The following is a 12409-nucleotide window of genomic DNA, read 5'->3' on the forward strand; positions in this document are numbered from 1 at the left end:
GGCCTGGGGGCGAGCATGGCCCTGACGCTGGCATCGTCCTTGTTGTGGGGAGTGGCACATCTGGCCGCGGAGCGCCGTAAGACGGGCTTGGCGCTTGAGGAAGGTGTGGGCGGCCTCGCCGACGGCCACCGGGTTCATGCTCTGCAGCCCGTGCGTGGCGTTGGGGATGCCGCACCGCTCCGCCTGCGGCAGCCAGTTCATGAGGAAGCGCTGCGCGTCGCGGAACCCGGGCATCGCCGACTCGCTGTCGAGGCCCATCACCGCCAGCACCGGCATGTCCGGCTTCCGCGTGACCAGCCGGTCGGCCTCCGACGGCTTGAAGCCCCACTGCGAGATAGCCGGGAAGTCGACGGTGAAGGTCGTGTCGACGCACGCCTCGACGCGGTCCCACACGTCGAGTGGCCCGGTCATCTCCACCGCGGGCAGGAAGCTCGGCCCGCACACCGCCTCCATGTAGAGCTGCGCCGCGCCGAGCTTGTCGCCCGTCTCGTACAGCTTCATCGCGTTCATGTAGGCGTCGATGTTGGCCTGGATCGCGTCCGGCGCCTCACGCGGCAGGTACGGCTCCAGCAGGATCGCGCTGTGCGCCCGCTCCGGGTACGACAGCAGGAACTGGAAGGCGATCACGCCGCCGAACGAGAAGGCCATGATGTGCGCCTTCTCGATGCCCAGGTGGTCGAGCAGCTCGGCGACGTGCTGCGCGCCGCCCTCGATGCTCAGCTCGGGCTTGTCCAGCGTGCTGCCGTTGTAGCCGGCCCGGTAGTAGCTGATGAGCTGGTAGTCCTGCAGCAGCGGGGGGTAGAACCGCATGGGGGTGATGAGGCTGTCGGCGATGCTGGTGCCGTGGATGCACAGCACGGGCTCGCCCTCGCCGAGCACGGTGTACCTGAGCTCGGCGCCGGTCACCGGCGCCCGCAGGTTGTGCTCGACGTTCCATTCGCGCCCGATGTAGAGGGCGTTTCGCATCATGGCTTGCGCTCCAATCCGACCAGCAGGCCGGTCTCGTCGAGGCTGGGGACGAGGTCGAAGACGAGGAACTCCAGGTAGTACCGGCCCCACAGCAGGCCCCAGAGCGGGAACCGCTCGTTGAACTCCTCGCCGCGCTCGTGCGCCAGCCGCCCCTCCAGCTCCCAGATCAACGAGTTGAACTCCTGCGCGGTGAACGGCTGCCCGGCCGCGGCGGCGGCCGCGATGACCTCGTCCTTGGACTTGTCCTTGAGCCGGTCGACCAGGTCCGGCCGCTCGGCCAGACCGCGCAGGAACCCGATGACGTTGGCTTCGCTCATGCCAGCTCCTCGCGGGAGTAGCGGGCGACCACGTGGTCGACCAGGTAGTCGAGGTAACGCGCGCCCCACATGTGCCGCCACAGGGTGCTGCTCCCGTCGAACGGCTCCCCGTCCTTGTGGATGACGACGTCCGCCTCCAGCCGGCCGATGACCCGCTCGGCGTCGTCCTCGGTGAAGGCGAACCCGTCGTTGCGGGCGTGGAACAGGACCCGGGGAAGGTCCATGGGGGAGTAGCGGGCCAGCAGACCGGGATCCGACCGGGCCGCCTCCAGGAACCTGACGAACTCCGCCTCGGCCACGGCTAGCTCTCCAGCGCGTGTCTGATGACGTCGTCGATGGCCTTCACGTCCGGCTCGGCCAGCCCGAACGTGGCCAGATGGCCGTAGACGCTGTCGATCTGGCGGAACGTCGCGCCGGGGATCCACTCGGCGTACTGCCTGAGCTCGTCCGGCGGGAACAGCGCGTCGCCGGTCAAGCCGGCGATCGTGGTCTTGGCCTTGATCCGGCCCAGGACCTCCCGCAGGGACTCGCCCTCGGCCCCCGGCCAGGCGGCGCGGGCCTTGCGGGCCTGGGTGACCACGTCGTTGGGGTCCTGCGGGAGCCAGAAGCCCTCCCAGAAGCCCTCGACGAACGCGTCCACGCTGTCGAAGCCCAGGGTGCGCCAGACGTCGGCGCCGGCGTAGTAGAACGTGCGGGGCGGGGCGGTCAGCGCCGAGCCGTGCCCGACCCGGGCCAGGCCGCCGCTGACGCTCGCCGCGTCCGTGTAGGCGCCCCCGGCGTAGTTGGGGTCCGCGGTGATGGGCTCCTCCACCACCGTCTTCAGCCAGAGCTTGGTCCACGGCGGCGGGGTGGGCGCCCCGGCGATGGGGGCGATGCTCCGTACGAGGTCGCCGAAGCGCAGCGCCCACTCGTACACCTGGATCGCGCCGATCGACCAGCCGAGTGCCAGCCGGATCTCGCGGACGCCGAAGACCTCCTCCAGCAGCCGCTGCTGGGCGATGACGTCGTCGGCGATGGAGACGACCGGGAAGGGCCGCGACGGGGTGTTGCTCGGCGCGGAGGACGGCGGGAGGCCGAAGTGGCCGGGCAGCACGATGAAGTGGGTGCGGGGATCGAGCGCGCGGTTCTCGCCGATCCAGCCGTTGAGCACCTCGGCGGGGGCGCCGAGGAAGGTCGGGAACACGACCACGTTGTCCTTGGCCTGGTTGAGCTCACCGAAGGTCTGGTACGCCAGCCGGGCGCCGGGCAGCGTGTCACCCGAGGTGAGCGGGAAGTCGCCGAGCTCGAAAGTGTTCATTCCTGGCTCCAAACGTCGTTCACGCGTCGAACCGCAGAATCGTCTTGATGTTCTTGCCGGACCTGAAGTCGTCCGCCGCGGCCTGGATGTCGGCGAAGTCGTACTCCTTGATGAGCGGCTGCACGGGCAGCCGGCCGCCGCGGATCAGCCGCGCCAGCAGCGGGATGAGCCGGTCGGGGTCGCTGTCGCCCTCGCAGACGCCCAGGATCCGCCGCCCCGGCAGCAGCCGGTGCACGTCGACCGAGACCTCCACCCCGTACGGCGGAGCGCCCACGACGGCCACCGCGCCGCGCGGTGCGAGCGCCTCGATGCCGGCGCGCAGCACGTCGGGGTTGCCCACCGCCTCGACCACGTAGTCGACGCCGGCGCCACCGGTGATCTTCCGCAGCTCGTCGGCCAGGTCGAGGCCGGTCGAGTCGACGGTGTGGGTGGCGCCGATCTTGGCGGCCAGCTCGAGCTGCGCAGCCTGCCGGCCCACGGCGATGATCTGGCTGACCGGGGTGAGCGCCGCGCCCATGATGGCGGCCAGGCCCACCGCGCCCGTGCCGATCACCGCGATGGACGTGCCGGCCTCCGGGCGCAGCGTGTTCCAGACCGCGCCGGTGCCGGTCTGGACGCTGCAGGCCAGCGGGGCCAGCAGCTCGAACGGCAGGTCCGGGTCGACCTTGACGACGCTGCGCTCGTCGGCGATGGAGTGGCGGGCGAACGACGACTGGCCGAAGAACCGGCCGCCGAGCGCGACGCCGTCCCTGCTGATCGGCGAGCTGCCGTCGCGCCGCTTGCCGCCGATGAGGTTCTGCGGGATCCACGTGGTGCAGTAGGCGGGGTGGCCGATCCGGCAGGAGGCGCAGCTCCCGCACGAGGTGAAGGTGAGGACGACGTGGTCGCCCGGCTTGACCTTGGTCACGCCCGGGCCCGTCTCCTCCACGACGCCGGCCCCCTCGTGCCCGAGCACGCCCGGCAGCGGGAACGGGATGTGCCCCGCCGCCACCGTAAGGTCGGTGTGGCAGATGCCGGCGGCCTTCATCCGGACGAGGATCTCTCCCTGGCGCGGGGCGTCCAGCTCGACGTCCCGGAGGGTGAACGCCGCTCCCGGCGATTCGACGACTGCGGCTTGGGTGGTGGTCACGAGTGTCTCCGATCGTCGGGGGTGAGGGTGTACGAGCTCGTGACGTGGGTCCACTCCGCCGGCCCCCACTCCGCGCCATCCCCGACCTGGGGCGGAGCTCCGACCACGCGGACCACGTAGTAGTCGAGCAGACCGGGGGCCCGGCGGGTCCAGATCGAGCCGAGCTCGTCGTGGTGGCGCTGGCCGAAGTAGAGCCGATCCTCGTCCCGGCCGTGCGAGCGGGCCAGGCCGAGCAGGTCGTACTCCCGCGGGCACTCGTCTACCCCCGGCAGGTCCAGGATCGAGCAGCCGCCGTGGGAGACGTCCTGCCACTCGCCGGGCTGCCAGTTGCCGTCGCCCGCCTTCACCTCGTCGGCGCCGGCGACGAGCCCGGTGTCGAACAGGCGCAGGCAGACCTTGGTCCGGGAGAAATCGGCGTCGCGCGCGCCGGGCGTTTGTTCGCTGGGGCCGAGGAGCTCGAACATGCCCGTGATGATGAGCTCGAAGAGCCGGCTGTCGCAGCCGGGGTCCTTGTAGGCATTGAAATGAATGGCCCAGAAAGGACTGTGCAGCCAGAAGTCGTCCACCCCGAATATTCCCGGGAATACTTCGGCGGCGACCGGGCTGCGCCATCGGCCGGAGAGTTCGGCGACCGTGAATTCGGCGCTGGTTTCCATCACACCTCGCATGAGTCAATTCTTTTTCCGGCGGCCCGGCCGACGTCAAAGAGCCGGGTCGTACATTGGCAAGTCGGCCGGGCGGCGCGAGGTAATTCGTGAAGTCCTACGACGGGAGCAGTGCCGGCGGCACGTGCGCGCGCACCCGCTCGGCCAGCTCGGCCGCCCGGACGCCGGCCGCCGCGGCGGCCGCGGACGCCGGTCCGCCGGCCTTCTCGGCGGCCCTGCAGCGCTCCACGAGCACTCTCATGCGCTCGTGCAGCAGCGCCCAGGAGGGTTCGCGCCAGGGCACGAAGTTGCTCATGGCGTAGTACATCTCGAACGCGAAGCCCGCCGTTCGGCCGGGGTGCTCGGGGCCGACGGGCATGGTGGTCATGGCGGTGGCCAGCGGCCGCAGCACCTCGGCCATCATGCTGATCGACGTGCCGACGAGCAGGCCCAGCTGCTCCTCGCTCTCGTCGGTGTGCGTGAAGAACCTGGTCAGCAGGTGCAGCACCAGCTCATAGGCCACCGCCGCCAGCTCGGCCGCGCGGCGGGTGCCGGGGTCGGTGATGAGCGGCTGGGGCTCCACGATGTCGTAGGGCTGCTTGAGGTAGGCGGCGAGCGCCGGTCGCGCCGGGTCGAAGCCCGGATCGAGCGCGCGCAGCTCCTCGTACTCCCGCCACACCGCGAGGAAGCGCCCGTAGTGGGCCTGCTGCCAGTCGCCACGCGCGCCCTCGCCCTGCTCGATGATGAGATCGATCGCGGTGAACGCGGACTTCAGATCCGTGACCGCGACGAGCTGGGGCCAGCGGAACAGCTCCGGCGTGGCCTGGGCGCGCGGGGACCCGACGAACACGGCGCGCTCCCCGAGCTCCGCGCAGAGCGCCCGCAGCCCTTCCTCGATCCCGCGGTACAGGTGGCCGATCGTCGCGTACTCCTGGCCCCTGGGCATGAGGTCGGCGGGGTCGAGCCGGACGCGGCTGGGCGGCACCGGCTCGAACTCCTCGGCGTCCTGCAACTGCATGCCCTCGGGGCGCTCCAGGTACAGGAAGTGGCGCAACGCCTGCTCGCCGAAGGGCAGCAGATCGAGCTGGATGCCCGACGGGAAGTATCCCGAGCGCTGCGGGAAGTTCGGGCGGGTGAAGGTCGGCGCCGCGCCGATGGCGGCCAGCAGGTTGGACACCAGCGCCAGGTGGAGCATCTCCTCGACCGCGATGGAGTGCAGGACCCTGCGCCAGCGGGCGACCGCGTCCGCCTGCTCGGCCGTCAGGCCGTCCTCCGTCCCGTTCTTGAGGCTGGCCTCGGCGAAGAGGTACTGGCTCAGGATCATGTGTTCCAGCTGTGAGGCCTCGTTGAGCAGCCACCACAGGTGCTCCCGGTTCGCTATGACGATCGGGGGCTCGGACATGCGGGGATCCTCCTCAGTTGGGGGTGAGTACGGCGCGGTAGCGCACCTGGCCTGCCTCCACCCGCTTGAGCACCTCGTTGACCTCGGCGAACGGGTAGGTCTCCACGCGCGGCCTGACCTTGCCCGCGGCCATCAGCGTGAGCACCTCGACCAGGTCGGAGCGGTTGTTGTGGGTGCTGCCCTTGATGGAGCACTGCTTGAACAGCAGCGTCATCATGTCGTCGATCTTCAGCGGGCCGGTGACGCCCATCGTGACCAGCCGCCCGCCGTAGCGCAGGCCGGACAGCACGCGGGCGACCAGGTCCGCCGAGGTGGTGGTGGCCAGGATGATGTCGGCGCCGCCGGCGTCGGCCAGCGCCTTGCCGGGGTCGTCGCCGACCACGACGCCCTCCGCCGCGCCCAGTTCCTTGGCGTACTCCGCCTTGTCGGGCGAGGTGGTGAGCACGACCGTCTCCAGGCCGATGGCGGCGGCCAGCTGCACCGCCATGTGCCCGAGCCCGCCGACGCCCAGCACGCAGACGCGCTCGCCCGGCCGGGGGTCGGCGTTGCGCAGGCCGCTCATCGAGGTGAAGCCGGCGCAGAAGGCCACCGCCGCGTCGGTGTAGTCCAGGCCGTCGGGCAGCAGCGTGCACCCCGACTCCCAGGCCACCATCAGGTCGGCGTAGCCGCCGCCCATGTCCATCCAGGTCGTGGTGTGCGAGCAGGCCACCGGATGCCAGCTCTGGCACTGGATGCAGCGCCCCTCGCCGCGCTGCATCCACGAGACGCCGACCCGGTCGCCCACCCGCAGGGTGGTGGCGCCGGGGCCGAGCGCCACCACCTCGCCCACCGGCTCGTGCCCCGGCACGATCGGCAGCCGCACCGGCCAGTGGCCGCGGTGGACCAGTACGTCGCTGAAGCACATGCCGCACGCCTGGATGCGTACGACGACCTGGCCGGGCCCGGGCTCGGGATCGGCGAGGTCCTGGAACTCCCATGGAGAGTTGAGTTGCGTGATGACGGCTGCGCGCACGGTCTCCTCCTCGGCGAGACACGTCAGGGAGGCCCACGATAAATATCCGGCCCGCGTCGGCGGCACCCTGACTTAACGGAAACCACGGTGCTTTTGTCAGACGCGGACCTGACGAAATCCCGGCGTTCGGCGGCCGAAACGGGCCATATTCCCGGAGCGAATGGTACGAATAAGTCACCGCCCGTTGTCCTTGGAGGTTGCCATGCCTTCTATTGCCGCCATCGCACTGGCCGGCGGCCGCGGCCTCCGCGCCCGCCCGCTCACCCTCGAAGGTTCCGGTCACATAAGGAGCAAGGCCGCCGTCCCTTTTCTCGGGCGGCCGGTCATCGAATGGCTCGTCGCGGGCCTCCGCGACCAGGGAATAACGAGTTTCCACGTGGCGGCCAACGGCCGGGAGAATCGTTATCAGGTCAAGGAGGCGCTGGGGTACGGCGAGCGGCTCGGGGTCTCGGTGCGCTATTCGCGGCCGCGTACGGACCGGTTCAACACCGGCTCCGGGCAGGCGACGCTCAGCGTGATCGAGGAGCACGGCCTGCTCGGCCACGCTCTGGTGCTGCCGACCGATTCGCTGTTCGAGTTCGACCTGGCGGCGCTGGTGCGCGACCACCTGGCGAGCGGGGCGGTGGTGACCGTCGGCCTGGTCCATCGGACGGCGGCGGAGGTGGCGGGCACGTACGGGCTGGTGCTCGCGGACGGCGCCGGCCGGATCCAGCGGTTCATCGAGAAGCCGCCCCTGGAGACCATCGCGGCGGTGACCGCCGACCTGGACAGGGTGCCCATCAACGCCGGGCTCTACCTGGTGGACTGCGCCAGGCTGCGCGCTCTGGGCGCCACCGACGAGCTGGCGGCGCTGGCCGGGCGGGGGCTCGACTGGGGCGGTGACCTGCTGCCGTGGCTGGTGTCGCGCGGCCACCGGGTCATGTGCTCGCCCCTGGCCAAGGTGGGCGACCTGGGCAACCCCCGCGACTACCTGCTCACCATGGCCGAGGCCCTGGCCGGCGGCTTCCCGAGCCTGCGGCTGCCGGACACGCCCGTGATCCACCCCTCCTCGCTGGCGCGCCGCGACGAGGTCAGCGGGCTGACGCTGGCGGAGAAGCTGGCCGCCGGGCTCGTCCACGTGGGTCCCGGCGCGTGGATCGGCCGGGACGTCGAGATCGGCCCCGGCGTGGTGCTGCGCGACTCCTACGTCGGCGACGAGGCGGACCTGCACCCGTGGTGCCGCCTGGAACGGGTGGCCTGCCTGGACGGCGCGATCATCGGGCCGGGCGCGCGGCTCAGCGACGCGTACGTGGGCGTGATGGCGAGGGTGGACTCGTCGCTGGAGCGCCCGGCCGTCATCGACGGCTTCACCGCGCTCGGCCACGAGGTACGCGTCGCCGAGGGCGCCGGTCTCAGCGGCGTCATCGCCTATCCGGGACAGACCGTGACCGGGGCCGGGCACTCCGGCGGGCGTCAGTCGCCGACGTCGTCCGGCTCCTCGACCCGGTCGTAACGGAGCCGGGTCTCGATGGCGTAGGCGTGCGGCGCGTACCCGGTGCGCAGGTCCTGGAAGACGGTCCACGCCTCCATCGGGTCGCGCTCGGCCGGCAGCCCCGCCTCGTGGGCCAGCAGCAGCGTGTCGGAGAAGTTGCGCTCCTCCCGCCCCTGCAGGCTGACCGGGATGGGCGGCAGCGTGATGCACAGCCCGTGGGTCAGCCGGTGCATGCAGCGCGTCCCCGTCGCGAGCAGGGCCTTCGTGTGCGCCGGAGCCCAGCTCGGCGCGAGCGCCTCGATGAGCGCGGCCACGTCAAGGACGATGACCGCGGCCTTGAGCCAGTCGAGGTCGCCCGCGGGGCGGCGGAACGTGAGCGCCGGATGGGCGAGGTGGGAGTGCTCCACCTCGGCCATCCACACCGTCCACTCGGCGAACATGGTGTCGAGGTGGTCGCGCGAGCCGGTCTTGAGGTAGGACGCGAGCATGGTGTCGGCGTCGCGCGGGTTGCACACGCTGCCGGCCAGCCTGGCCACCAGCCGTTCCCGCCGGGAGTAGGCGGCCAGGAAATGCCCCAGGTACGTCGTGATGGCCGCCACCATCAGCAGCCTGGACGCCCACTCGGCCTCGCGCAGCGGCGTGCCCTCCAGCAGCGCGAACCCCGCCGAGGACACGCCGAGCCAGATCGCGGCCACCGTGACGACGGCCAGCGGCCCGCACAGGTCGAGCAGCGGCTCCCGCAGGACGGGCGGGACCCGGCCGGCCATCGCGAGCATGGGACCGGCGAAGGCCCGCAGGACGCCGCGGACCAGCCGGGTCGGCCTGCCCCGGGGGGTGAACACGGTCAGCACGACGCTCAGCCACACCGCCGCCACGAGCGCGGCGCCGGCCAGCGTTCCCAACACGGCTGTCACCATGCCCGTATCCTTCCGGCTCTTGACTGGAATGCCCAAGAATTAGTTAGTGCTAGCAGTCGGAATGCCACCTTCAAAAGAGCGGAGACGAGGCTCCGGACGACCCGGAGCCCCGTCTCGACAGCGGCGGCCGCGCCTCACACGGTGGCCGCCGAGCGTAATTCGGTGGTGAGGTCGAGCAGCGTGCCCGGGCCGAGCAGGCTGCGGACCGGCACATCCACGCCCAGCTCGCGCCGCACCCGCTCGCGGAACCTGGTCGCCAGCACGGAGTCCAGCCCCAGCAGGGTGAGCGGCACGTCCATCCCGATCTCGTGTCCGGGCACCGCGAGAACCTGGGACGCCAGGTCGGTCACCACGGCGGTCAACTCCGTCTCCGAGAGGGCCGCCAGATCCGGGCGTCCGGCCGGCGCCGGTTCGCGGGCCGGTTCGCGGGCGGGCTCGGGAGGAATGGGGGAGGTGGCCGAGCCGGGCCAGAAGCGCCGCCGCTGCCAGGGGTAGCCGGGCAGCCGGACGTACTCGCCCTCGGGATGGACGCGGTCCCATCGGGGACGGCAGCCCAGCACGTACGCCTGGCCGAGCGCCGCGCTGAGGGCCGCCGCGTCCGGCACGTCCCTCCGCAGGCAGGGCACCACGCTCGCGGTCGCGCCCGCCGCCTCGACCTCCTCCTCCAGCGCCGTCTGCAGCACCGGATGCGGGCTCATCTCGATGAACACGGTGGGCCGGGCGTCGGCGAGCGCGGCCTGGCAGGCGGCGGCGAAGCGCACGGGCAGCCGCAGGTTCTCGAACCAGTAGCCGGCGTCCAGCTCCGTGCCGTCGACGACCCGGTCCCGGGCGCTGGAGTGGATGGGCACGGCGCAGGGGCCGGGCTTGACGCTCGACAGCGCCTCCAGCAGCGCCTCGCGCACCGGCTCCACCTGCGGCGCGTGCGAGGCGTAGTCCACGTCCACCTGACGGCAGAAGACGCCGTCGCGGCGCAGCGGAGCGACGATCCGCTCCAGCCTCGCGGGGTCGCCGGACAGGACCGTGGAGTGACGGCTGTTGACCACCCCCACGCTCACCTGGCCGGAGTGCTCACCGATCGCCTCCTGGGCCGCCTCCGCACCGAGCGCCACGGCCCACATGGCGCCGGGCGTGCGCAGCTCGCGCAGCAGCCGGCTCCTCCTGGCGACCACGGCCGCGCCGTCGGCCACGCTCAGCGCGCCCGCGGTGACCGCCGCGGCGATCTCGCCCATGCTGTGGCCGATGAGCAGGTCGGGCTCCACGCCCCACTCGCGCCACACGGCGGCCAGCGCCACCTGCATCGCCCAGAGGGTCGGCTGCACCTCGTCCACGCGCGACAGCCGCTCGCCGCGCAGCAGCACGTCCACGGGGGACCAGCCGAGCTCGGCGGCCACCGCCCGCGCGCACTCGTGCAGGCGCAGGGCGAAGGCCGGCTCGGCGGCCAGCAGCTGCCTGCCCATGCCCGCCCACTGGCCGCCCTGGCCGGGGAAGACGAACACCACCTTCGGCCGCCGGGCCGCGCGGCGCTCGCCGGCGTGCACCGACTGCCCGTCACCCCGCCCGTTCGCGCGGAACTCCCGCAGGGACGCGGCCAGCGAGCGCGCGTCGTCGCCGACCGCGGCCAGCCGGTACTCGTGGTGCGAGCGCCGGGCGCCCGCGCTGAAGCACACGTCGTGGAGGCCGGGTCCCGCGTCGTCGGCCCCCGTCCCCTCTGTCACCGTGTCGAGCAGCTCGGCGTACGCGCCCGCGAGCTCGTCGAGCGCCCTTGGGTCCCGCGCCGACAGGGGCAGGACGTAGCTGGGCCGGCCCTGGCCGAGCCGGGGACGCGCCGCCTGCGGCGCCTCGGAGAGCACGAGGTGGACGTTGGTCCCCGACATGCCGAAGGAGTTGACGCCCGCCAGGGCCGGCGTCCCCCGGTCCGGCCAGTCCTGGGTGAGCAGCGCGAGCTCGACGGCCGCGGTCGGCTGCCGCAGGACGGCGTGCGGCTCCACCACGTGCAGCGTCGCGGGTATGGTCCGGTGCCGCAGCGCCAGGGCCGTCTTGAGCAGCCCCGCCATCCCCGAGGTGAACTCGGTGTGGCCGATGTTGGACTTGAGCGAGCCGACCAGGCAGCGCCGCTCAGGGTCCCGCCCCTCCCGCATGACCAGGTCCAGCGCGGCCAGCTCGGTCGGATCGCCGACGGGGGTGCCGGGCCCGTGGGCCTCGACGTAGTCGACCTCGCCAGGGGAGACCCCGGCGTCGAGATAGGCCTTGCGCAGCATCGTCTCGTGCCCCTCCAGCCCGGGGGAGACGAGTGAGCCGCCGGTGCGGCCGTCGTGGGTGGCGGCGCTGCCCAGGATCGTCGCGTAGGGGTGCTCCCCGTCCGCGAGGGCCCGCGAGAGCGGCTTGAGTATCAGGGCCACCACGCCCTCGCTGCGCACGTACCCGTCCCCCGACACGTCGCCGAACCTGCACCGGCCCGAGCTGGACAGCACGCCGGCGTCCGCGAGCGCGAAATACAGGTCCGGCACGATCTGCAGGTTCGCGCCGCCGACGATGGCCAGGTCGATCTCGCCCGACCACAGCGCCCGGCAGGCCATGTGCACCGCGAGCAGCGACGTCGCGCAGGCCGCCTCCACGCCCATGCTGGGACCGCGCAGGTCGAGCTGGGTGGAGACGCGGCCGGGGAAGATGCCGCTGACGGCCGCCCCGAGCGCGGCGTGCATGTCGTACATGCCCGAGCGGCGCAGCAGGTCCCAGTACCCCGAGGACAGCAGGCTCGTGTAGACGCCGGTGTCGCTCCCGGCCAGGCTCTCGGCCGGGATGCCCGCGTCGTCGAGCGCCTCCCAGGTGACCTCCATCAGCAACCGCTGCTGCGGGTCCATCCGCAGGGCCTCGAACGGCGTGACGCCGAAGAAGCGCGCGTCGAACCCGGTGATGTCGTCCAGGTAGCCGCCCGCCCCCCGCAGCACATCGGGCCGGCGGCGGCCGGAGGTGGTTTCGATGTCGAATCTTTCCGGAGGGATCACGCCGATCATGTCCCGGCCCCCGCTGACGATCTGCCAGAGGTCGGTCGGGCTCTGCGCACCGGGCAGCCGGCAGGCGGCGCCGACGATGGCGATGGGATCTCGCCCGCTGTTGTTGTACATGGGGCCCCGTTCCCGTTCTCGCCCGGGTCATCGTGAATTCGACGGTGCCCGGGCGCCCTTGTTGGTTGGCCGAACGACATCACCTAAGGTCCGGCTCGCCCACGTGGGTGTCAATTAACAGATGAC

General features: G+C 72.0%; 11 protein-coding genes. 1 reads left to right on the forward strand and 10 read right to left on the reverse strand.

Translation table 11 applies throughout. The annotated features are described in order from the left end of the window. The 8 genes from ABZX61_RS04460 to ABZX61_RS04495 all read right to left on the reverse strand — a co-directional run. A partial coding sequence (locus ABZX61_RS04460) for an alpha/beta hydrolase (protein ID WP_355191478.1) occupies positions 1–969 on the reverse strand: 969 nt, incomplete at its 3' end. Next, positions 966–1286: a Nif11 family protein gene (locus tag ABZX61_RS04465; RefSeq protein WP_355191480.1), complete on the reverse strand. Its 321-nt coding sequence runs from the start codon at positions 1284–1286 to the stop codon at positions 966–968. The genes ABZX61_RS04460 and ABZX61_RS04465, both read right to left, overlap by 4 nt. Next, entirely contained in the window at positions 1283–1585 is a 303-nt protein-coding gene (locus ABZX61_RS04470; RefSeq protein ID WP_350728876.1) for a Nif11-like leader peptide family natural product precursor, read from the reverse strand. The genes ABZX61_RS04465 and ABZX61_RS04470 overlap by 4 nt, the downstream gene beginning before the upstream one ends. Before the next feature lie 2 nt (positions 1586–1587). Beyond that, positions 1588–2583 (reverse strand): alpha/beta fold hydrolase, encoded by a 996-nt coding sequence (locus ABZX61_RS04475; RefSeq protein WP_350728878.1) that lies wholly within the window; start codon positions 2581–2583, stop codon positions 1588–1590. 19 nt (positions 2584–2602) lie between these two features. Then, a complete protein-coding gene (locus ABZX61_RS04480) occupies positions 2603–3712 on the reverse strand; it encodes an NAD(P)-dependent alcohol dehydrogenase (RefSeq protein ID WP_355191482.1) in 1110 nt (369 codons plus the stop codon). Further along, a complete protein-coding gene (locus tag ABZX61_RS04485) occupies positions 3709–4368 on the reverse strand; it encodes a hypothetical protein (RefSeq protein WP_355191484.1) in 660 nt (219 codons plus the stop codon). The genes ABZX61_RS04480 and ABZX61_RS04485 overlap by 4 nt, the downstream gene beginning before the upstream one ends. 106 nt (positions 4369–4474) lie before the next feature. Beyond that, on the reverse strand, positions 4475–5758 hold the full coding sequence (locus tag ABZX61_RS04490; protein WP_355191486.1) for a ferritin-like protein: 1284 nt from the start codon (positions 5756–5758) through the stop codon (positions 4475–4477). A 13-nt stretch (positions 5759–5771) separates the two neighbouring features. Further along, positions 5772–6770: an alcohol dehydrogenase catalytic domain-containing protein gene (locus ABZX61_RS04495; RefSeq protein ID WP_355191488.1), complete on the reverse strand. Its 999-nt coding sequence runs from the start codon at positions 6768–6770 to the stop codon at positions 5772–5774. Between the two features lie 202 nt (positions 6771–6972). Between ABZX61_RS04495 and ABZX61_RS04500 the strand changes: the two genes are divergently transcribed. Further along, entirely contained in the window at positions 6973–8262 is a 1290-nt protein-coding gene (locus ABZX61_RS04500; protein ID WP_355191490.1) for an NDP-sugar synthase, read from the forward strand. On the opposite strand, the gene ABZX61_RS04505 is transcribed toward ABZX61_RS04500, so the two are convergent. Next, entirely contained in the window at positions 8223–9158 is a 936-nt protein-coding gene (locus ABZX61_RS04505; protein WP_355191492.1) for a hypothetical protein, read from the reverse strand. The two genes, ABZX61_RS04500 and ABZX61_RS04505, sit on opposite strands and share 40 nt — an antisense overlap. 134 nt (positions 9159–9292) lie before the next feature. Further along, complete coding sequence (locus ABZX61_RS04510) at positions 9293–12283, reverse strand: type I polyketide synthase (protein ID WP_355191494.1); 2991 nt, start codon at positions 12281–12283, stop codon at positions 9293–9295. Positions 12284–12409: the final 126 nt, after the last annotated feature.

Source organism: Nonomuraea sp. NPDC003709, assembly GCF_040610775.1.
GTDB lineage: Bacteria > Actinomycetota > Actinomycetes > Streptosporangiales > Streptosporangiaceae > Nonomuraea > Nonomuraea angiospora_A.